Origin of the sequence: Shewanella sp. Iso12 (assembly GCF_012030025.1) — a bacterium.
Lineage (GTDB): Bacteria > Pseudomonadota > Gammaproteobacteria > Enterobacterales > Shewanellaceae > Shewanella > Shewanella algae.
The window spans coordinates 140,712-163,234 of sequence record NZ_JAAUHW010000009.1; the positions used below are offsets into that span (position 1 = coordinate 140,712).

19 protein-coding genes and 1 pseudogene are annotated in these 22,523 nt (G+C 50.6%); 10 read left to right on the top strand and 10 right to left on the bottom strand.

The annotated features are described in order from the left end of the window. Complete coding sequence (locus HCX89_RS15420) at positions 1-786, top strand: substrate-binding domain-containing protein (protein ID WP_144167832.1); 786 nt, start codon at positions 1-3, stop codon at positions 784-786. 1 nt (position 787) lies between these two features. On the opposite strand, the gene HCX89_RS15425 is transcribed toward HCX89_RS15420, so the two are convergent. The 9 genes and pseudogenes from HCX89_RS15425 to hemA all read right to left on the bottom strand — a co-directional run bounded on the left by HCX89_RS15425 (position 788) and on the right by hemA (position 8,901). Beyond that, a complete protein-coding gene (locus HCX89_RS15425) occupies positions 788-1,564 on the bottom strand; it encodes a DMT family transporter (protein ID WP_167716609.1) in 777 nt (258 codons plus the stop codon). A 253-nt stretch (positions 1,565-1,817) separates the two neighbouring features. Further along, positions 1,818-1,925, bottom strand: a pseudogene (locus HCX89_RS15430) (multidrug transporter); the annotation flags it as partial. Between the two features lie 180 nt (positions 1,926-2,105). Then, complete coding sequence (kdsA, locus tag HCX89_RS15435) at positions 2,106-2,954, bottom strand: 3-deoxy-8-phosphooctulonate synthase (RefSeq protein ID WP_025011695.1); 849 nt, start codon at positions 2,952-2,954, stop codon at positions 2,106-2,108. A gap of 44 nt (positions 2,955-2,998) precedes the next feature. Next, positions 2,999-4,240, bottom strand: coding sequence for a DUF819 domain-containing protein (locus tag HCX89_RS15440; protein WP_096141180.1), 1,242 nt, complete (start codon positions 4,238-4,240; stop codon positions 2,999-3,001). A gap of 109 nt (positions 4,241-4,349) precedes the next feature. Continuing rightward, positions 4,350-5,141 (bottom strand): tetratricopeptide repeat protein, encoded by a 792-nt coding sequence (locus HCX89_RS15445; protein WP_096140857.1) that lies wholly within the window; start codon positions 5,139-5,141, stop codon positions 4,350-4,352. Continuing rightward, a complete protein-coding gene (locus HCX89_RS15450) occupies positions 5,141-5,536 on the bottom strand; it encodes a SirB2 family protein (protein ID WP_167716611.1) in 396 nt (131 codons plus the stop codon). Before HCX89_RS15450 ends, HCX89_RS15445 begins: the two co-directional genes overlap by 1 nt. A 156-nt stretch (positions 5,537-5,692) precedes the next feature. Continuing rightward, positions 5,693-6,538 carry a peptide chain release factor N(5)-glutamine methyltransferase gene (gene prmC / locus HCX89_RS15455; protein WP_028779722.1) on the bottom strand — a complete coding sequence of 282 codons (846 nt, stop codon included), beginning with the start codon at positions 6,536-6,538 and terminating at the stop codon, positions 5,693-5,695. A gap of 12 nt (positions 6,539-6,550) precedes the next feature. Next, a complete protein-coding gene (gene prfA, locus HCX89_RS15460; protein WP_025011691.1) occupies positions 6,551-7,636 on the bottom strand; it encodes a peptide chain release factor 1 in 1,086 nt (361 codons plus the stop codon). Between the two features lie 14 nt (positions 7,637-7,650). Beyond that, positions 7,651-8,901 carry a glutamyl-tRNA reductase gene (gene hemA / locus HCX89_RS15465; protein ID WP_028779720.1) on the bottom strand — a complete coding sequence of 417 codons (1,251 nt, stop codon included), beginning with the start codon at positions 8,899-8,901 and terminating at the stop codon, positions 7,651-7,653. Between the two features lie 238 nt (positions 8,902-9,139). Here hemA and lolB point away from each other — a divergent pair, with 238 nt between their 5' ends. The 7 genes from lolB (at position 9,140) to HCX89_RS15500 (ending at position 19,187) form a co-directional block, all read left to right on the top strand. Beyond that, entirely contained in the window at positions 9,140-9,811 is a 672-nt protein-coding gene (gene lolB / locus HCX89_RS15470; RefSeq protein WP_107005975.1) for a lipoprotein insertase outer membrane protein LolB, read from the top strand. Then, the gene (gene ispE / locus HCX89_RS15475) at positions 9,808-10,686 is read left to right on the top strand and encodes a 4-(cytidine 5'-diphospho)-2-C-methyl-D-erythritol kinase (protein ID WP_109248761.1); all 879 of its coding nucleotides are present in this window, start codon (positions 9,808-9,810) and stop codon (positions 10,684-10,686) included. The genes lolB and ispE overlap by 4 nt, the downstream gene beginning before the upstream one ends. A 79-nt stretch (positions 10,687-10,765) precedes the next feature. Further along, positions 10,766-11,713, top strand: coding sequence for a ribose-phosphate pyrophosphokinase (locus tag HCX89_RS15480; protein WP_028779717.1), 948 nt, complete (start codon positions 10,766-10,768; stop codon positions 11,711-11,713). 1,156 nt (positions 11,714-12,869) lie between these two features. Next, the gene (locus HCX89_RS15485; RefSeq protein ID WP_167716613.1) at positions 12,870-13,793 is read left to right on the top strand and encodes a transposase; all 924 of its coding nucleotides are present in this window, start codon (positions 12,870-12,872) and stop codon (positions 13,791-13,793) included. A 741-nt stretch (positions 13,794-14,534) separates the two neighbouring features. Continuing rightward, complete coding sequence (locus HCX89_RS15490) at positions 14,535-15,815, top strand: hypothetical protein (protein ID WP_144128439.1); 1,281 nt, start codon at positions 14,535-14,537, stop codon at positions 15,813-15,815. A 2-nt stretch (positions 15,816-15,817) separates the two neighbouring features. Further along, positions 15,818-17,938, top strand: coding sequence for a LodA/GoxA family CTQ-dependent oxidase (locus HCX89_RS15495; RefSeq protein WP_107004926.1), 2,121 nt, complete (start codon positions 15,818-15,820; stop codon positions 17,936-17,938). Between the two features lie 67 nt (positions 17,939-18,005). Next, complete coding sequence (locus HCX89_RS15500) at positions 18,006-19,187, top strand: NAD(P)/FAD-dependent oxidoreductase (RefSeq protein WP_167716615.1); 1,182 nt, start codon at positions 18,006-18,008, stop codon at positions 19,185-19,187. Between the two features lie 476 nt (positions 19,188-19,663). On the opposite strand, the gene HCX89_RS15505 is transcribed toward HCX89_RS15500, so the two are convergent. Continuing rightward, positions 19,664-20,554, bottom strand: a complete 891-nt coding sequence (locus HCX89_RS15505; RefSeq protein ID WP_167716618.1) for a LysR family transcriptional regulator — start codon at positions 20,552-20,554, stop codon at positions 19,664-19,666. A 100-nt stretch (positions 20,555-20,654) separates the two neighbouring features. Here HCX89_RS15505 and HCX89_RS15510 point away from each other — a divergent pair, with 100 nt between their 5' ends. Then, positions 20,655-22,031 (top strand): MFS transporter, encoded by a 1,377-nt coding sequence (locus tag HCX89_RS15510; protein ID WP_167716620.1) that lies wholly within the window; start codon positions 20,655-20,657, stop codon positions 22,029-22,031. Beyond that, a complete protein-coding gene (locus HCX89_RS15515; RefSeq protein WP_167716621.1) occupies positions 22,010-22,420 on the top strand; it encodes a hypothetical protein in 411 nt (136 codons plus the stop codon). The genes HCX89_RS15510 and HCX89_RS15515 overlap by 22 nt, the downstream gene beginning before the upstream one ends. The last annotated feature ends 103 nt before the right edge of the window (positions 22,421-22,523 follow it).

The following is a 22,523-nucleotide window of genomic DNA, read 5'->3' on the forward strand; positions in this document are numbered from 1 at the left end:
ATGAAGCATAAGTTCAAGAGCAAGTTACTGCTGTTGGCCCTGGGCTGTACCCTGAGCTTCGGCAGTTGGGCAGAGACATTGAAAGTGATCACTTCCGGCGGTTTTGCCGGCACCCTGACCGCGATGGAGAAGCAGATAGAACAGGATACCGGGCTGGATTTGATCATCTCCTATGGCTCGTCATCCGGTGGTGCCCATGACTCCATTCCGGAGCGGCTCAAACACAACGAAGCGTTCGATGTGTTGATCCTGTCCCAAAGCTCACTCAACAAGCTGACAGAAAAGGGCTATGTGCGCAGTGACAGCCACAGGGATCTGGTGCGTTCCCGCATAGGCATGTGCGTTAAAGCGGGCACAGCCAAGCCGGACATCAGCACAGAGGAAGCTTTTATCAAGGTACTGCAACAAGCCGATTCAATAGGTTACTCGGCCAGCGCCAGTGGCACTTATCTGGCCAGCAAACTCTGGCCCGAGATGGGGCTGTGGCAGATGATAGAACCCAAGAGCAAAAGGGTTTTGAGTGAAAGGGTCGCCACCGTGGTCGCCAGAGGAGAATTACAGATAGGTTTTCAGCAGATAAGTGAAATACTGCCTATCGCAGGCGCCGAATTTGTCGGGCCGATCCCGGACAAATTCCAGAAGGTAACCACCTTCTCGAGCGGTATCACCCAAAGCAGCTTGCAACCTGAAGCGGCCAAACGTCTTATTGACTACCTGGCCTCGGATAAACCTTATGTACTCAGCAGCATACGCCACTCAGGGCTGGATCCTGTGGCAGCAGAGTAAATCATCCCCAAAGCACCAATACCGCGGCCAGGGCAATCAGTACCAGGCCGCCTATATCCTTGACCTTGACCCGCTGCTTGAGCCAAAGGCTGGAGATCAGCATCATAAAGAAGACTTCCACCTGCCCGAGCGTTTTCACATAAGGCACGGCCGTGAGCGACATGGCACTGAACCAACCTATTGAACCCAGACAACTGCTGATACTGATGGCCAGGGTCAACCTGGGCCTATGCCAGAGTTTTTTAAGGGTCTCTTTATCTTTGATAAGAAGCCAGGCGAGCAGCAACAAGGTCTGCAGCAAAATAACCAACAAGAGTACCCAGGCGGCGCGGTGAGGAAACGGCAAACCCAGCACCAGGCTTGCTTCCCGAACCCAGAGCGAAGTCAGCGCAAAGGCGCTGCCGCACCCCAACCCCAGCAACAGCGTCTTGAAGGACAAGCCTTTGAGCCCGCCGTGGGTACTGAGCAGAAAGACCGCCACTGTACCGACAAGTACCCCCAGCCAGCCGGTGACAGTCAACGCAGTGCCGAAGAACAGACTGCCGAGCACGGCCGCGACCAAGGCTTCACTCTTGGCCAGCCCGGCGCCGACAGCGAAATTCTGCAATTGGAACAGTTTTACCATCAGGGCGGTCGCGAGGATCTGCGCCAAGGCCGCCCCTATGATGTACTGCAGCGCGCCATGCCCAAGCTGCGGCAATCCTGCGTCCTGCCAGGCATAAAGTGACAACAGATACACAGCAGCCAACGGCCCGGCATAGCTAATACCATTCCGCATAGGAGTTTACTCACTCAGCGAGAATGAAAAAACGGGGAGGCAAGTAGAGCGATGGAAGATTTATTGGGATAAATCGACATTGGCCTGCGCCGCATACGCGCTTTTTCAACTCGCCCTGCGGGAGCTTGTCAGCCACCCGATTACTGCGCCAACTTGCCTCGCCGTAGAATCACTATGTCATCGCCAATCTGGCTTGAACTCGAATGGCTGACACAGCTCTGAGTAGCCCAAACTTCTATAAGGAATGGTATGAACGCGCCAGCGTCACCCCGGCAACATTGACATCGCGACTGAGACGGCTCTGAAACGCGTTGCGCCACGCCTGCATAAAGACGGCCATCAGGGTAAAGATGATCCACATGGGTGGCTTGTCCTTAAAATTTGCGCCCGAGAATGCTTGCCGATGAACCGCAAGCCATGACTGAAACGAAAAACGCCCGCAATCGCGGGCGTTTGAGGCTAACACGCTAGCCAGGTGATTCGCTATTCAACCAAAGGCGCAGCTTGCAGCAGCTTATGCAAGGTTAACCAAGTGCTTGGCTCAGCGACTGGTATCCAGCGCCGGGAAAGACTTCACCAGATCATCAACGGCCTTCATCTGGCTCAGATACCCTTCCAGTTGCTGCAGTGGCAAGGCACAAGGGCCATCACACTTGGCATTGTCCGGGTCCGGGTGCGCTTCAATAAACAGCCCGGCCAGTCCCAGCGCCATACCGCTGCGGGCCAGTTCGGTTGCCTGGGCACGACGACCACCGGCAGAATCTTCACGGCCGCCAGGACGCTGCAGCGCATGGGTGGCATCGAAGATCACCGGGTAGCCGGATTGCTTCATCTCATCCATGCCCAGCATATCCACCACCAGGTTGTTATAACCAAAGCAGCTGCCACGCTCACAGAGAATGATCTCATCATTACCCGCTTCGTTGAATTTCTTGATGATATGCCGCATCTCATGGGGCGCCAGGAACTGAGGCTTTTTCACATTGATGATAGCTCCTGTCTTGGCCATGGCCACCACCAGATCTGTCTGACGTGCCAGGAAGGCCGGCAACTGGATGATGTCCACGACTTCGGCCACAGGTGCACACTGGTAAGGCTCATGCACATCGGTAATCAATGGCAGCTTGAAGGTGTCCTTGATCTCCTGGAAGATTTTCAAACCTTCTTCCATGCCGGGGCCACGATAGGAGTTGACGGATGAGCGGTTGGCCTTGTCGAAGGAGGCCTTGAACACATAAGGGATCCCCAGCTTCTGAGTGACTTCCGCGTAGGTTTCGGCAATGGTCATCGCCAAGTCCCGCGACTCGAGTACATTCATGCCACCGAACAGCACAAAGGGCTTGTCATTGGCTATCTCGATAGCCCCCAGATGTATGGTTTTATTACTCATCGCAACTTCTCTCTTGAATGCCGCTCATGCGGCGTTAACTTAAATCAGCCGGCCACAGCCTGCAGCAACTGGCCACAGAGCCAGGCCATATAAGTGCCTAAAGCATAGCCGAATACCGCCAGCAGTACACCTACGGGTGCCAGTGCCGGATGGAAGGCCGCAGCCACTACGGGCGCAGACGCCGCGCCGCCAACGTTGGCCTGGCTGCCCACCGCCATATAAAACAGCGGTGCACGGATAAGCTTGGCCACCAGCAGCATCAATCCCGAATGCACCAGCATCCAGATAATGCCCACCAGGAAGTAAATCGGCGTATCCAGAACTTGGGATACATCCATATGCAAACCGATTGTAGCCACCAGTATGTAGAGGTAGGCCGAGGCTATCTTGGAGGCGCCGGCCGCTTCCAAATGACGTGCCGGACTGAATGACAGCAGCAAACCTATGGTGGTGACGATCACCACCAGCCAGAAGAATCCGGAGGTCAGACTGTATTGCTCGGTCCAGGGATAGTTAGTTGCAAACCAGGGAGCCAGCAGGTCGGCGCCGACATGGGCCAGACCGGTAATACCAAAGCCCACAGCCACTATCAGCATAATGTCGCGCAGGCTGGGAATGCGGGCGTTTTCGGCATGATATTGCTCCACCTTGGCCTTGAGGCTTTCAATGGCGCTGGTATCTGCACCTGTCTTGGCATCTATCTCCTTGGCCCTGGATGCCATAAACAGCAGCACGGCCATCCAGATGTTGGCGACTATCACATCGACAGTGACCATCACGGAGAAGATATTGCCGCCCACTTCATAAATCTCTTTCATCGCCGCCTGGTTGGCACCGCCGCCAATCCAGCTGCCGGCGAGTGTGGTCATGCCGCGCCAGACTGCGTCCGGGCCGTGGCCAGCGGTCAATGTCGGGTCGATTGCCGACATGATAAGCAGGGCAATCGGGCCACCTATGACAATGCCCATGGTGCCGGTCAAAAACATCACTACCGCCTTGGGACCCAATCCCAGAATGGCTTTGAGGTCGACGCTGAGGATCAACAATACCAAACAGGCAGGCAGCAGATAACGGGACGCCACATAGTAAAGTTTGGAGGTACTGCCATCGACAATCCCAAAGGTATTGAGCAAGGATGGCAGGAAGTAACACAACAACAAGGCCGGGATGAAACGGTAAAACTTTTGCCAGAAAGGATGACTGCTGCTGTTGGTGTAAAAAACGAAGCCGAGAATGGCGGCCAGAATGCCGAGCGCGGTGGCGTCATTGGTCACCAACGCAGTCATTTCAGTGGCCGCCTGTGAGGTACTGCTCATAGGTCCTATCTCCCTTGCGATTGCAATTTATTGTTTTATTTTAATATTTATATTTTTCTCACTGCCCTCACGGGCAGGTTCAATGGAAGGTTTGAGGGTCGTCTCCCAATTCTCTGAGTTGCATCTTCACCAGCTCGACCACAGGGTCGTGCGGACTGTTGTCGACAAAGTACTGCAGATCGGCGCTGGCAACATGAATCGCCCCCAGTTGCTGGGCAATAAAGGCGCGCTCCCGATGCAGGCTGAGATCGTCGGCATGCCATTCAAGCAGCAAATTGCAGCACTCCATCGCGACTTCAAATTCATGGGCGACTATGGCGCCGGCCTTGAGTTCATGCAGCATGCGGGTCATCAGCCTTTGGGTGCCAACCGGCTTGAGGTAAGACGCCTTCAGCGGTGCACTGTTGCCAAGCTCGCCGCGAACCAGGGCATGCAAGCGCTCTTTGCTGAGGCGCTCCCCCCGAAGCGGGTCGAGATAGATGAGTTCACCGGCCACGTGGCAGGCCAGCACTGTGGTGCCCGGCAGCAGTACAGGGTCGAATTTCAAGTCCAGCTGTTTGCCAAGCAACATAAGCACAGTTGCCAATGTGGTGCTGTTCCCCTGGCGGCTGAGAATACACTGGCCGAGATCGGCCGCCTGCCGGGAAAAATAATCTTCTCTGGGGGCAAACCCCAGATCCTTGTAAAACCAGTTCAGCAGCGCCTGAAAGCGCCGCTGCTGATCCACCAGATAGTGGCTGAGCACTGAGCCGGACAGTTCCAGCCAGGCCCAGTTGGCCTGTTTGGCCAGGCCAAAGCCCAGATGTTGGCAAAGCTCAAATGCCGATTCGGGCAGAGAGAGTTCGTCTTGCTTAAGAGAATATTGTTGCATTACCCCAGAATTACCGCTTGTTTGAAGTGTGCCAGTTTTGCCGCATAAACCACCCAGCCCAGAGCACCGAGGAAGGCGAAGGTCCGGAAGATCAGATTACGGTTGGACTTGAGCGCCATCACGCCCAGCAGTATGTAAGCGACCACTGCGCCTATCTTCTCCGTCATCCATGGATCGACGAAGGGATACTGCTTGATCATAAAACACAGAGTCAATCCGGACAGCAGCAGGAAAGTATCGATCACATGCGGACCTACCTTCAGCAGTTTCTTGTCCATAATGGCTGACTGACGCAGCTTAAGCACGAAACGCACAATGAACAGCAATACGCTGACGGCGATCAGGGTCATGTGCAGGTGTTTAACTGCCGGATACAGGCTGTAAAAAGTTTCCATCGGATAGCTATCTGTAGGTGAACAAAGGCGACAGTGTACCCTATCGCAGTGCTCAGCACCAAGGCCAAGCCGCTGTCGAAAAGGCGGAATTATGACAGGAAATGGGGACGATATCGGCGGTTTTCAAGCCCGGGAGATAACCCCGGGCACAGACACTCAACCGGGCCAAAAACCCAGAGTGCATCTATCATTGGAGCCAAAGTCGCGCACTGTGGCCACCTGCTGATAACCGAGCTCGGCAAGTTTTTCCCTGAGGTTCACGGCCTGGGCATAACCATGCTCCAGCAGCAGATAACCGCCCGGCAGCAAATGCTCCCTGGCATGGGCTGCGATATGGAACAGGTCGGCAAAGCCCTGATCGGCGGCGGTCAAGGCGCTGCGGGGTTCGAAGCGCACATCGCCCATCTCAAGATGCTCATCATCCTCCTCAATATAGGGAGGGTTGGAAACAATCAGCTGAAACTTACGCCCCTGAACCGCCGAAAACCAGTCGCTCTGAAGGATCTCCACCTGCGGCAGTTTCAAATTATCCCGGTTGGCGCAGGCCAGTTCCACCGCGGCCTCGACCTTATCAACAGCAGTCACCTGCCAGCCTTGTCGCTCATGGGCCAGAGCCAGCGCGATAGCGCCGGTACCTGTGCCGAGATCCAGCACGGCGATATCATCTGAAAGCGGCAGGTTGAGCGCGGTTTCCACCAGAATTTCGGTGTCCGGGCGCGGAATAAGAGTGGATTCGTTGACAATAAAAGGCAGTGACCAGAACTCGCGCTCACCGACAATATGGGCCACGGGCACGCCTTGGCTGCGACGCTGTACCATCTGGGTGAACTGCTTGTGCTGCTCGGCCGACAAACTTCTTTCGGGCCAGGTATAGATAAAACTGCGGCTCTTGCCCAAGCAATGCAGCAACAGGGCTTCGGCATCTGCATGGGCAGACTCGGACGATGCGGCCAGCATAGAAGAGGCCCATTGCAGGGCCTCGGCAATATTGAGTTTAGTCACAGACAGTCCTTTTTATTCGTCGGACAGAGCCGCCAGCATGTCGGCCTGATGCTCTTGCATCAAGGGCTCAAGCAGCTGCTCCAGGTCTCCTTCTATCACCTCGTTGAGACGATACAGTGTCAGGTTGATCCTGTGGTCGCTCACCCTTCCCTGAGGGAAATTATAGGTGCGGATCCGCTCGGAGCGGTCACCGCTGCCCACCAAAGAGCGACGAGTAGATTCTTCGGCGCTGCGGCGCTTCTCGTCTTCGGCCGCCTGCAAACGGGCCGCCAGCACGCTCAAGGCCTGAGCCTTGTTCTTGTGCTGTGAGCGCTGATCCTGGCATTCAACCACCAAGCCTGTGGGCAAGTGGGTAATACGAATCGCCGAGTCGGTTTTGTTAACGTGCTGACCACCGGCACCGGAAGAACGGAAGGTGTCGATACGCAGCTCGGCCGGGTTAATTTCCACCGCCTGGGCTTCGGGCACTTCGTGCATAACGGCCACGGTACAGGCCGAGGTATGCACCCGCCCCTGGGATTCGGTTTCCGGCACCCTTTGTACCCTGTGACCACCGGACTCAAACTTGAGTTTGCCGTAGACACCGTCACCGCTGACCTTGGCAATCACCTCTTTGAAACCGCCATGCTCGCCCTCGCTGGCGCTCATGACTTCGACCTGCCAGCGCTGGCTCTCGGCATAACGGCTGTACATACGGAATAGATCACCGGCAAAAATAGCGGCTTCATCACCGCCGGCACCGGCACGGATTTCCAGAAAGGCGTTGCTGGCATCATTGGGATCTTTGGGCAACAGCAGAATTTGCAACTCGCCTTCCAGCTGCTCCAACTGAGCGCGGGCCGCCTTGATCTCTTCCTGAGCCATCTCTTTCAGCTCAGGATCTTCCTCGGCCAGCATCTCCTGTGCGGTTTGCAGATCCGCCTGCGCCTGCTGGTAGGCCTTAAAGCCTTTGACCACATCTTCAAGCTGAGCATATTCCCGAGACAGGGCTCTGAACCTGTCCTGATCCGCTATGACATCTGCGTCACTGAGCAGGGCCAATACTTCTTCATTACGCTCAAGCAAGCCTTCCAGCTTGCGGATAACGGATTCCTTCATTTAGCTCGCTAACCTTAGTGTTTATCCAAGCCGAGCGCGGTTCTCAATTGACCCAAAGCATTGAGATCACCCTGACGACTGGCTGCAGTCAGGGCCTGGGTCGGAGCATGTATCAGTCTGTTGGTCAGACGGTTAGCCAGTTCCAGCAGCACCTGCTCTGTGTCTGCTCCCTGCGCCAACTTGTTCATTGCCCGTTCAACCAGCTCATCTTTAATCGCCATGCTCTGGGTACGATATTCGCGAATGCTGTCGACCGATTCCAGTGAGCGAACCCACTCCATAAACTGGTGTGAATGCTCTTCGGCAATGACTTCCGCTTGCTCGGCGGCCTCTCTACGGGAGGCCATATTCTGTTCGATTATGCTTTGCAGATCATCGACCGTGTATAGGAAAGCATCGTCCAAATCACCGACTTCTGCCTCAATATCACGGGGAACCGCTATATCAACCAATAACATAGGTTGATGGCGGCGCTGCTTAAGCGCTTTTTCTACCATGCCCTTGCCCAGGATGGGCAGCGGACTGGCGGTAGAGGATATCACGATATCGGCCTTGGGGAGAAAATCTGGTATCTGCTCCAGGGTAATCGCCTGGGCATTGAACTCTTCGCACATGGCTTCGGCGCGGGAAATGGTGCGGTTGGCCACCACCATGCTGGTGACGCCGTTTTCCTTCAGGTGGCGGGCAACCAGTTCTATGGTTTCACCGGCGCCAATGAGCAGCACCTTGGTCGCAGCCAGAGAAGAGAAGATATGTTTGGCCATGCTGACGGCGGCAAAGGCAACGGAAACCGCCGCTGTGCCGATTTCCGTTTCGGTGCGCACCTTCTTGGCCACGGCAAAAGTATTTTGAAACAGACGATCCAGTGTCAGAGCCACTGTGCCGGATTCCTTGGCCTTGGCAAACGCCTGTTTGACCTGACCGAGGATCTGCGGTTCGCCCAGCACCAGAGAGTCGAGCCCGGATGCAACCCGCATCAGGTGTTGCACCGCGGGTTGACCACAGTGTTGGTACAGGCAAGGGGCCACCTCTTCATGGCTCAGGCCATGATAGTCTTCCAACCAACGCACTACCTGCTCGGCATTTTCCGTGTTGCAGTAAAGCTCGGTGCGGTTACAGGTGGAAACGATGACGGCTTCCCCGCTCTGAGTCTCCTTGGCCAGGCTGCGCATGGCTTCATGGATCTTGTCCGGGGCAAAGGCAACTTTCTCACGCAGGTCAACAGTGGCGGTTTTATGGTTTATACCAATTGCTACAAGGCTCATCTGAACTCGTTCTGGACTCTTGGCGTCGCTGTAGGATGCGGCCATTCTACTGAATTGGCCACCTTAAAAACAGAATACGCTTAACAAAACCGAATAAAGGTCTAACTTCTCAACCAATTTATCAATTAAGCTGAACAGGCGCTGGCAAAAGCCATAAGGGCGACACCACAGGGGTCGGCGCTTATTGGTATTCTGCCAAAGCCCTCGTATCATAGGCGGCCAACACAGTGAACAACAGATGATTATTTTGAAGTACTTCACAAAAACCTGTTTTACACCTCTGTCGACCCTGCGCCTGCTGTTGCCCCTGCTGCTCCTTGGCCTGCTCAGCGCCTGTAGCAGCCTGCCCGATGCCCGCTGGCAGGCGACTCAAGTCAAGCACGCAGAGCAAGCCAAGGCCTGGGAGCTGAAAGGCAAGCTGGCGGTAAAAACTCCCGAGGAAAAATTCAGCACCAATCTTTATTGGCTGCACACCCCAACGACAGAAGAGCTGAGACTCACCACCATGTTGGGCACCAGTGTAATGCTGCTGAAAAGCGGCCCGGACGGCGCCTTACTGGAGTTGGATGGTGAAGTCTACCGCGACCGAGACCCGCAGCGTTTACTCGATGGCCTCAGCAGTTGGAGCATACCCCTTAACGCCCTGCCCCGCTGGGTGCTTGGCCTCAGCGCCGCTGACACTGAACTCCTGCTCACAAACAATGACGGCAATCCCCAGAGCCTGGAAGATGGCAGCGTCAGCCCTCCGTGGCAGGTGAAGTATCTCAGCTGGCAGCAACAAAGCGGTGCCGATATTCCGCGCCTTCTTAAACTCAATCGCGGCGCGCTCGAACTCAAGATCCAGTTGACCGAGTGGCAGGCACTCGAAGCCCAGAGCACAATCACCACCAAGGAAAGCCAGCAGCCATGAGTTCTCTAGACCAAACATCCAAACCCAATAGTCTTTCGCTTGGTTGGCCGGCCCCGGCCAAGCTTAATCTGTTTTTGCATATCAATGGTCGCCGGGAAGATGGCTACCATGAACTGCAGACCCTGTTTCAGTTTCTCGACCATGGCGATCTGTTGGACTTTAAAGTTACAGCCAATGGCGAGCTCAAACTGCACTCCAATCTCGGCGCTGCTGTCCCGGATAGCGATAACTTAATTCTCAAGGCCGCAAAATCATTGCAGCAAGCCAGTGGTTGTAAACTGGGAGCCGAGATCTGGCTCGACAAGAAACTGCCCATGGGCGGCGGTCTGGGGGGCGGCTCGTCGGACGCGGCCACCACTCTGGTTGCCCTCAACGCCCTGTGGCAAACCGGCCTGAGTGAAACCGAACTTGAGCAAATTGGTTTAAAACTCGGCGCTGATGTTCCTGTTTTCATTAAGGGTTTGGCGGCCTTTGCCGAAGGGGTCGGCGAAAAACTTCAGCCGGTGGAACCGGCCGAACCTTGGTATCTGGTGCTGGTTCCCGAGGCCCATGTCTCCACTGAAAAAGTGTTCCATGATCCTGATTTGCCAAGAGATACTCCTAAGCTTTCTCTGGAGCAACTGCTGAGCGCCCCTTGGCAAAACGACTGTCAGGCACTGGTATGTCGCCATTACCCTCAAGTTGCCAAGGCCTTGGGCTGGCTGCTAGAATATGCGCCGTCCAGAATGACCGGAACCGGTGCCTGCGTGTTCGGGGAGTTCGAAAAACAGCAACAAGCTCTCGATTGTCTGGCACAGCTGCCACCATCTTTCAAAGGCTTTGTTGCCAAAGGGATAAATAGATCGCCGCTTCAGAGTCGACTGGCTCGCCTCTGAACAGTTTCTTCCGGGATGAAGCGGTCCGCCGTTTTTTGTCCCAGCCACTAAAATAAAGCAAACGCCTGAGGTTCTTACAGTGCCCGACATCAAGCTCTTTGCTGGGAACGCTACCCCCAGTCTCGCCAAAAAGATAGCCGACCGTCTTTTTTGTAAACTCGGAGACGCAGAGGTAGGCCGTTTCAGCGATGGTGAAATCAGTGTCCAGATAAACGAAAATGTACGTGGTGCTGATGTGTTTATCATTCAGTCCACCTGCGCACCAACCAACGACAACCTGATGGAGTTGATCGTAATGGTTGATGCCCTGCGCCGCGCTTCAGCCGGCCGTATCACAGCCGTTATCCCTTACTTTGGTTATGCCCGTCAGGACCGCCGTGTCCGCAGTGCCCGTGTACCCATTACCGCCAAAGTGGTTGCCGATTTCCTCTCCAGCGTGGGTGTCGACAGAGTACTGACCTGTGACCTGCACGCCGAGCAGATCCAGGGCTTCTTCGATGTACCGGTAGACAACGTCTTCGGTAGCCCAGTGCTGCTGGAAGATATGCTGGCCAAGAAACTGGATAACCCGGTTGTTGTTTCCCCCGATATCGGTGGTGTTGTTCGCGCCCGCGCCGTAGCCAAATTGCTCGACGACTCAGATCTGGCGATCATCGACAAGCGTCGCCCACAGGCCAACGTGGCTCAGGTAATGCACATCATAGGTGACGTTCAAGGCCGTGACTGCATCATAGTTGATGACATGATCGACACAGGTGGCACTCTGTGTAAGGCTGCTGAAGCCCTGAAAGAACACGGCGCCAACCGCGTCTTTGCTTATGCAACCCACCCGGTATTCTCCGGCAACGCGGCCAGCAACATAGTAAATTCAGTGATTGACGAAGTCATAGTCACTGACACTGTGCCTTTGAGCCCAGAAATGCTCAAGACAGGCAAAGTGAGCCAACTGACCATGTCAGCGGTACTGGCCGAGGCTATCCGCCGCGTCAGCAATGAAGAATCTATCTCTGCCATGTTCCAGCACTAAGCTGACATGCAGAGTTAACAAGAAACGCACCTTAAGGTGCGTTTTTTTATGCTTGATATTTGGGTTGCCATAACGTGACCCATCAGCTACGGTGCGGATAGGCAGGAAGCCTGAATGCCGTGAAGAGCAGGATGTTCGAGAACGGCCCTTTCGCACAGGCGATACGGTGACATGGCGAGAGTTGCATAGCAACACCACGACTTTAGGCCACTGGCACAGTGGCTAGCATTGCTTTAAGCCTTAAATCCCTCGTCAGTACTTGCCGGGCTTTTGACCATAGGTGTAGCCCATCACCTGCGGTGCGCCTTTCGCACAGGCGATCCTGTGACACGCTGTAAACCCATCCCTGGGCGCTCGACGAAAACGTCCCTGTTTTCGACGGTCACAGTTCCGCCTGTGCCTGGAATTAGGCGTATATCTGCAGATCTATCAAATATTTCAAGCTACTCAGGGCTAACAGAATTGCACTATTCCCCCTTCGGAGCCGCCGCTGGCGTTGTTACAAATTGGCGTAGCCGAGACAGGGATGTCGAGGCTCGAAGGTCGAGCAAGGAGGCGAGTCCTGAGTGTAGCCAATTTGCTTCATAAGCCAGTGGGGATTTCGGCTACGTCGGGGTGTCTTTGGGGATGCAAGGGGCTTTGGACAAGCAAAGCCCCTGCCCGGTGTGGTGTGGAACACCACGACTTTACGCCGCTGGCACAGCGGCTAGCATGGCTTTAAGCCAAACTCACCAATGAGCTTGGTCCTAGCGGCTAGCTAAGTTGTAACCCATCACCTGCGGCGCGCCTTTCGCACAGGCGATCCTGTGACACGCTGTAAACCTATCCCTGGGCGCTCGACGAAAACGTCCCTGTTTTCGACGGTCACAGTGTTCCGCCTGTGCCTGGAATATAGGCGTATGTCTGTAGGAGTATAAACAATTTCAAGCAACGCTATTCTTACAAAATTACAAAATGGAGACACCCATAATTCTTGGCAGATTGTTGACTCCTTGTCTAGGCTTGAATGGAGCCTTTGAAAAGGAAAGGATGCCATGCCGAGGCCAAGATATGCTCAAGTCAGTCTTGAGGACACCCCCTTCTATCACTGCATTTATAAAGCACGTCCCTGTGCTTTCCCCTTCGGGCCAGCTGGAGCTGTTCAAATTCATTCCCGATGAATTTGTCCCGCTGTGTACGTCGCGCCTTTCTGTGTGGCGTTGATGATTATTCCGGCAAGAGTTATGAACATCGTCGTGATTGGGTTGAGTCGCGTCTATTGGAACTGGTGGCCGTCTTTTCCATTGACTTGTGTGCCTATGCAGTCATGTCCAATCATCTGCACTTGGTGCTCAGAGTTGACTTGAAAACCGCCACTGAATGGACATTGGAGCAGGTTTTACAGCGTTGGCACCTGCTTTACAGTGGAACCCTGTTATCCCTGCGTTTTCTGCGCGGTGAAACACTTTCTGATATTGAATATCTCACCCTGCAACAAACCACTGAAGTCTATCGCCAACGTTTGATGGATATCAGTTGGTTTATGCGGGCGCTCAATGAACCTATTGCCAGACAAGCCAATCGGGAAGACGGATGCAGCGGTCGCTTTTGGGAAGGCCGCTTCAAATCCCAGCCATTGTTGGATGATGCAGCGGTATTGGCCTGTATGGCTTATGTTGACTTGAACCCTATCCGCGCGGGAATAGCCAAAACCCCGGAAGACTCAGACTATACCAGTATTCAACGGCGGATACGGGCCGCGATGCAAGGCAAAAACACACCTGAGCTGTTACCCTTTGTCGGCAATGAACGGCTGAACATGCCACAAGGATTGCACTTTGAAGCCAAGGATTATCTGCAACTGGTCGATGATACCGGGCGTATTATCCGCCATGACAAGCGCGGCCAGATTACTGCTGGCACTACGACCATTTTGAATCGTTTAAACATCCCCGTCGGCAACTGGCTCAAGTTGACGACTGATTTTAGCCGTCTATTCAAGGGGCCGGTTGGTACACTGGAATCTCTTACAGACTACTGTATTCACCTGCAACGACGACGAAGGCAAGGGGCCGCTAATTGTCAGAAGTTGTTTAGCTAAATCCCCTTAGTCTTCTCCACCAACTGAGTCGAACTTTGTTCGATTTCAATAATGCCTGAAATTCGAATTTTGCACTCACTTCAATAGTCGAATGGCCTTCAAATGGCCTGAAACACTATTTCCTTTCAATAGAAACACAGTATTTTACAAGCTAGATCACTAGAGATTTTTCTCACCCAACACTTACAATCGGTTATTTACAATGGGTGTCTTAATTATTGCACACCCAACACTTACAATCGGTTATTTACAATGGGTGTCTTAATTATTGCATTAATTATTGCAGCTTAATTATTTGGCATTGGGCGCCTTAATTATTGTCGGCGCCTTAATTACTGTCATTATTTGTTATACGATGGGTGTCTTGATTATCATTGATTATCATCTTTCTATCGATTTCTTTATCACTTCCCTATCGACTCTCTTAATTGCTTTAAATCAATCACTTGCAGTAAGACATTTGAAATCAGCATCTAAATTTACTTGCTTTTCAAAGAGAAAAAATAGCAGACTTAAGTTCCACAAATTTCACCGGCATAAATTGCGCCCCTATCAATTTGAACTATACTCTTTATCTTAAATTAAAAGATAAAGATGTCCCTCGTGCTGATGATATAAACACGGGATAATAAACCATACTAAGCTAAGGATGAGCTTAGCTTTATCTGTTAATAGACAATTTTGAGAGGATTTATGAACAAAACAAGGATGTTAAGTAAGCTCATGTTGACGGTGTTGAGCATGAGCACATTAAGCCTTTTCAGCTTCTCAGGCTGGGCCGATGAATACTCGCCAACCGCAAACTGTACCGCAGATGCGTCATGGTTTGAAGGTAAATTCAACCCCAAGATCGCTGCCGATAATTTTGATGATTCCACCATATGTGACTTCCATCAATTCTCCTGGCGAAGCTTCATCTGGTTAACCGAACAAGCTGACGAAGGAAAACTCCGCTTTGAAACCTTCTATTCTGATACCGGGATCTATCCTGACAGTCAGCCTGGTAACCATTTGCTGGGAGGTGTCAACCAGGCGGGTTCAAATGGAATTTTAATCGACCAACATGGACGGGCGTTATATACCAGCATGATGATCAACGATATCTACCGTGACTTTGTCATAAAACACAAACTCTATACCCAAAGTGGGATGCAACAAGCTGATAATAAACTTAATTTCCCCAATGGCGCTATGTCACTCAAGGCCGCTTGGAAGATTGTCCAGCCCGGTGAAGACACCTCTGGTTTATATACCACCAAAGCCCCGATACAACTGCTGACCGTCGATAACGGTCAGGTGGTGATCCCTGAGAATGCACAACAGGAGATGACTCAAGTTGCCTTGGTGGGTTTCCATATTGCGGTATACGTCAATAAGCACCCCGAAGCCATCTGGGCCACATTCGAATTTAAAGACAATGCTCCCACCTTTGCCAAAGGGCAGTCACCCAACAAAATTGTTTCCGATAAGGACTATCTCTTTTATAAAGCCAACACCTTAGCCAAAGACTGTAATACCAACAACGCCGGCATGAATGCCATATTAAAGCTCGATACCAAGACCCAAACCATGGCTGCGGTAACTCAGACATGTCTGCAATACGCACAAGGAACGGTTGATAATCTGCCAAATCCAAAGAAGGCCAAAGAAAATGTTCAAGCCATTATCAGTCTCAATGATAACGTGCATCAATTAATGCCTAAAGATTCTATCTGGCGTAACTACCTTGAGATAGGTGCCGTCTGGTTCAGTAAAGAAGACCATCTTACCCCAGACTGGAGTCCGAACATGGATCCCGATGCCGAAACAAACTTACTGATTGGGTCTACGCGGCTATCAAATTCCACTATCGAAACCTTCACTCAAAATCAACGCTCAGCCAATGAATGTTTCTCCTGTCACAACACCACTGCGGTAACAGATACCCCGGAAAAAACAGCGCCTCTGGCAGGAAAAAATATCAATACCAGCCACATACTGTTAAAGAACTACCTCAACGGCCACTCAGTTAAAAGGAATTAATTATGACCGTCAGTTTACGCATTCACCCAACTATAGGCTTTGCCCGCGTCGGCAACAGTATGGACTACTACATCGAACCACAAACCATAGCTGCAATGCCGCAACCCGGACAAACACTCACAGGGGGACTCCCCATTAAAGCGGGCACAGACAACACCCCTATTAGCAGCTCAGACATTCGTGACAGCCAGGGGCGTCTCAAACGACAAGGAGCAAGGTTTAAAATTTATCAATATCCACATAAAAACAGCCCAAGTTATCCTGCGCCGCAAGCACAGGAGGTAACCATTGGCAGTGAAGTCGATGGTAAACGCGTCACAGATATCATCTGGACAGTGCATCTTGCCAATAAGAAAGCAAACTGCTGGGAAATGGATGAGAGCGCTAATTTAGGGATCATTCTCTATCAAGATGGCAAGACACCGCCCCTGCGCAATCCCAGTTTTAATCAAACGGACAACCCGGCCGATACTGTACGTCTGCAAAAATTAGTCATTGATGCCGGTCCTCGCACCATAAGTACGAATAAAAGACAGACGGCTCAATTCAACCCAAGCACCCAGGCCAGTTACTGGGACCAACACACAAATGCAGTTATCCCTCTACCGGACTATCCCCAATCTTACCCAGCAACGGCTGGCAATGATGATCCCAACACTCGTATCGACTATTTAGGAGAGATCCAAACCGAAACCAACGGACGTCTGGTGGTGCTTGGCGGCTTTGGTAAAGCCTGTGGCTTTGATCAACTGGGCAATGCCGATCCCAATGCAAAATTGGATATGGATGTCGATAATAACAACTGGCTCGATGATACCGCAGATGGCCCTGTCACCGCCGTATTGCTCTTTGATGATGGCAGTTATCAGACACTGGAAAACAGCGCCTGGGTTGTTAGCACAGATCCGGCATATGCGCCGCAAACACTCAATGTTGTTAGCCTGTGGGATGATATCTACACCACCTGGGTAGAAGCATTCAATCTCAACCCAGGCTTATATCAAAATAATGCCTACAACCCTGAGTATGTTCCCGACTTTGCCCAGGACATTCAGCCCATACTGAGGGCGGCCTCCATGCAAATGTGGAACACTAACCTGCCTGACAGTGCCATCAAAAGTCATCGGCAAATCGATAAACTCACTAAAAACAAACCTCAGTTTGACATCATGTCTTTTATGCGCAAACCCAGCGCAGATGAGAACAATCATCTTGAAGACGGCTCCCCGATGATGCCCCTCTCTCTGGGGGATGCCAATAAGAGCTTTCTCACCTTAAGTAACAGCCAATACTTCCTTATGCAACAATGGGCTAAGGGATTATGTTCCACCTCGGCTCCAAGCATGACAACCCCATTAAATGAGGGTGAAGCCCTGGATAGAGCCGTACTAATGAACTGTTTGGGTGGCCGTTTTAGCCCGGGTATCGATCTCACCTTTATCGTACGGGACACTAAGCTGTATAACGCTGACTGGCAAAACCCGAATATTGGCCCCTTTAGAATCAATCGCCAGCCATTAAATTATGCCGTCGCCACTAAAGGCAGCCCATTTCTGGGTGTCGGTTATGTTCCACTGCGCAGCCACCCCATACAACCGGGGGATTTATGTAAATTCATGGCCATTCCCTGGCATACGGATTATAACTCCTGTGCCACCCATACCCCCGCACCTAATCCGGGTGGAGTTATCACAGAAAGTAATATCTACGGCGGTAATATCAATACCAGTCTGTTTTGGTCCTGGCCTGCCCAAAGACCCGTTGCCGTTTACACCTATGAGGATGTAGCCAAACGCAATGATAACACCCTGCCATTACAGCGTTACTCGGTCAGGGGGCAAGGAACCAGTGCCAGTGGACAACAACTCACCTTCGATGCTCAGGGTAAATTAAACAACTCACCCGCTTCTAATGTCGGTCGATATCAGGATCGTCACGGGATCCTCAACAACTGGCAAAATATCGGTGTCGTGATCCAAGGGGCCGCCATCGATGGATACCCGGCGCACTTAGACCCTAACTATTACCTGGAAGTCCAAAGTGGTTTTAGCCAAGACGACAGCAACCTGGTTATGCCTTGGGACAATACGGTTACCGACCCTGTCTATCCACCAGAGAAGTAATCTCAAAATGCTCTGGCCTGCATCAACTGCAGTGCCAGAGCAGCACAATAGATAGATAAAACAGCCTATGAACAATTATTCAGCTTCAACCACTGCTACTCAAGTTGCCATCATAGGTGGTGGTCCAGCCGGTTGCTGCTGCGCCATTCGCTTAATCCAACAGGGGATAGATGACATTGTCATCATTGAGTCTTCTGATTATCAGCAGTTTCGCATCGGTGAGAGTATTCCCCCGCAAACCAAACAGCTGTTTCATCAACTCAAGATCTGGTCAGCATTTGTCAAGCAGCAACACCAACCCTGCTATGGCAGTCGCTCATGGTGGGGAGATAATCGCAATGGCTTTAACGACAGTTTGCTCAGTCCCTATGGGCATGGCTGGCACCTTAATCGCCAAAAATTTAATCGTTTTTTAGCCGAGCAGGCTCAAAGTGCAGGTGTAACCTTGTTAACCCAATGCCAATTTAAAACTGGCAGGCTTGTCAATGATAAGTACCATCATTTAACGCTTGATAGACAGGGGGCTGAACATCAACTCAATGCCAAGTTCGTAGTTGATGCCAGCGGGGCACGCGCCAGCTTCGCCCAAACCCAGGGAAGTAAAAAACAATCAAACCATGCCCTGGTAAGCCTGGGACGCCGCTTTATCATCACAGATAAACACTATCCTTTGTCACAGCAAACACACCTTGAAGCTGTTGAAAATGGCTGGTGGTATGCCGCCCGTCTGCCAAATGACAGAGTACTGATAAGCTTAACGACGGATCCCCAAACAGCTAAAACACTCAAGCTTCATGAGACAAACAACTGGCTCGATATCCTGGTTAACTCTCCCAATACCAAGGCGCTGCTGCAGGGAGTCACTCCCGAAGATACCCAGCCTAAACGCTATCCAGCCTCCTCATTTTGTTTAAACCCTGCCACAGGCAAAAACTGGCTTGCCATTGGTGATGCTGCCTGTACATTCGATCCCATCACCTCAGGCGGGATCATCAAAGCCATGGCCGACGGTGTCACCTGTGCAGATATCATCGCGGGTATATTCAAAACATCAGGTCATGACACTCACCATGGTCTGATGCAATATCAGCAAATGCTCATCCAGCGCTACCAGCATTATCTGGCCATGCGCGCTCATTACTATCAGCAGGAAAAACGTTTTTTAAACAGCCCCTTTTGGCAAAAAATGCAGGCTATGAGCCCTCACAAGATTCAAAGCGAAATGGAACTGCAGGCCAATTTAACGTAAATAGCGACGGCGAATAGAAGATCACTTGTCGTTGTACTCGTGATTTCCAAAGAAACCCGATGCCGCAAGGCCATTCCTTGATATCCCTATCGTTAGACATTCGAAAATTTATTCATATTAGACACCGTGTCAGTGCGTCCAGGAAGGAGATACCCCGTGTCTGGTGTGGAATCACTGGCTGTGTTGCTGTATTAAGATCGGCTATTTAGCAAATATGCACAGGCCTTTACGTTAAATAGAACTAAATAAAACCGCCCCATAATTCTTGCACTCGCTCCTATAACCGAACGCCCCTTAAGGGCTTGAAAAACAAAGTTCTTTCAATGGAAACATCTGCCTTTCTGTAACACAGACATGACTAAAGCTTTTACTCAGCTAATTGTGGGTGTCCTTGTAGCCGGTAGGTGTCCTTGTAGCCGGTAGCCGTTGTTGCCGCCCTCTGTCCTTGTTACCGTTCTTGCGGCCGCCGTTTAGGGCTAAAAATGACTGTTCTCTACTAAGTAGTCGATTAATGAGCGGCAATGGCGTCGAACGCGATGATCCCCAGTAAAAACCACACTAATATCTTGCTTAGGTAAACGCCAATCTGGAAATAATGTGACAAACTCTCCGTCTTGTAGATGCTCTTTAATAACCCACTCGGGGAGAATCGCAATGCCTAAATTCGATTGAACCATGGACCTGATTGCTATGGAGGAGTTGGCGCTGAACTTTGCCGAGAACTTTAGTTTAAAGGCCTGCCCATCACCATTACGTAGCGTCCATTGGTTGGGCGTTTTGAGGTTACTGTTAGCAATCCACGGCGCCGTTTTTAAATCCTCCAATGAGGATAAAGGGTTTTGTGCTAACCAAGTGGCGGAGCACACTATCATAATAGAGAAACAGCCAAGCTTGCGGCTCTTTAGAGCTGAATCATCAAGCGTTCCTAGTCTTACGGCAAGATCAATTTTTTCATTCACTAATTTATTAAGTGATGAGTCAGCATGAAAGCTAATATTGAGCTCTGGATGAATATGACAAAACTTACCAATCAGCGGAATAAGAAATGCATCGCCGAATTCGATAGTGGACGAGATCCTTAAGTGTCCGGTCAAGGAGTTATGCTTTTCAACAACATTTCCCAATGATGAGTAAATATCAGAGAAGATATTTTGAAAATCATTATAAAGTAACTCTCCAGCCTCGGTCATAATAAACCCTCGAGAGTTACGAATAAGCAATGGTACATTGAGTGAGTCTTCCAAAGATTTGATATGAACACTAACCATGGCTTTGCTAATAAACAACTGTTCGGCCGCCTTAGTAAAAGAACCACTGTTCACCACAGTAATAAACGTATGGATACGTTTAATATTAGTAAACATCATCGTCAACCCTGATTAAACAAAGCGTTTATTTTAAACAGATCACTACTCTGAGTCAAATGCCTTAAAATCCTCCACAATTAGACTTTCACCAGGATTGCCAATGGCTTATCGTTATCGTATCGCGCTTATTTTCCTGCTAGGATTTTTCATTGATTGTATTAATATTTTTATGTCAGCGATTGCCCTTCCAGATATCGCTCAAGAGTTATCAATTTCAGAATCAAGTGTAGCTTGGGTTGCCAACAGTTACATTTTAGGTTTAACGCTGATTATTCCGGTGAGTAACTGGTTAGCGAGTAAGTTTGGTGCGAGAAAAATGATGACCGTATCAATGTTAGTATTCTCGCTCGGTGCGTTGTGTTCAGGTATGGCGATTGAATTTTACTCGCTCGTTTTTTTTCGATTCATTCAAGGCATCGGAGGCGGTTTACTGATACCAGTAGGTCAGGCACTGACTTTTAATTTATTTAAAAACAAAGAAAGAACCAAAATATCCACACTCATTATGAGTATCGCCTTAATTGCTCCGACTATTTCACCCAGTATCGGCGGTATCATTGTTGATCATGTATCTTGGCGCTGGGTTTTTCTCAGTAACATTCCTTTTAGTTTGTTGGCCGCTGTATTGGCTGCTTGTTGGATTCGCTCTGAAACCAAAAAAGCGCTAACACCGGATATGAAAGGGCTTCTATTTGTCAGCACTTCACTCACAACGTTACTCATCGGGCTTTCTATTTATGCGAATGCTAGCTCAAAACTACTACCAGTGCTATTCATTATCACAGGGTTGGGGTTCTCCTTTCTCTATTTACGCCATTATCGTAGAACTGCGCATGCCATTGTTGATTTGAGTGTATTAAAAAATACGCACATGCGCTTTTCTGTATTGGTGTATTTAGCTGTGCCAGGTGTTTTCACAGGAGTAAACTTACTGAATATCTTCTTTCTTCAAGAGGTATTAGGTTGGTCGGCAAAAATAACGGGAATGTTGATGATGCTTTATGGGGTAGGCTCACTTATTGCGATTACCTTAGGTGGTCGGCTCTACAATCGCATTGGCGCTCACCCACTATTTTTATTCGGTATATTGGCACATTCTGCCGGTATTGCTGTGCTCTTTTTTATTGGCCACCATTTCAACATGCAGTTACTTATTATTGCGTATCTATTGATGGGCTTAGGTGGTGGGGTAAGTGCCAATACGGCACAAACTACAGCGATGATTGATTTTGATGAAGCAACATTAATCAAGGCCAGTGCGGTTTGGAACCTCAACCGTCAAATTTCGTTCAGCCTTGGGTGCGCTTTTTTTACACTTTTGTTCAACGTATTGCAGCACTACACCGATGATATGTCAGCGTATCAACTGACATTCCTACTCGCTGCTTTTATTGGCATCACCCCTTTATTCATCATAAAAAAACTTAATCGTAAGCCAAACGAGGATAAATCATCATGTTACCCGAAAAGGAATTAGTCGAAGTTGCCCATCGTAGTGTTCTAGACCTACACGTGTGGATTCAAGATGTATTCACAGGAAGCGCCGAGCAAGAGGCCTCGTTAGAGAAGCTCATCAATAGCTTTTGTCCATCTTTTACAATGGTGACAACATCAGGTAGCGTAGCGGGTAAATCTCAAGTGGATGTACTGTTTCGCAAGAATAAAGGTACACGCCCCTCACTTTCGATCCTCATTGAACAATGTGAAACATTACTCATCAACGCAGACAGCGTTGTGCTGAGTTATCGTGAAATTCACCAAGAAGCCGAGAAAAATTCTTCTCGTTCATCTGTCGTGATAATTGATATAAAAGATGGAAAGCCACTATGGCGATACCTGCAGGAAACGGCGCAGAGTCATAGCTAGAGTCTTGCAAAAAGGCAAAGAATGAATCAACTCTAAAAAGCTAAGAGAGGCGCTTTTCCTATTTCATTGGGATTAGCGCTTTAACGTTACTGACTCCTTCTTG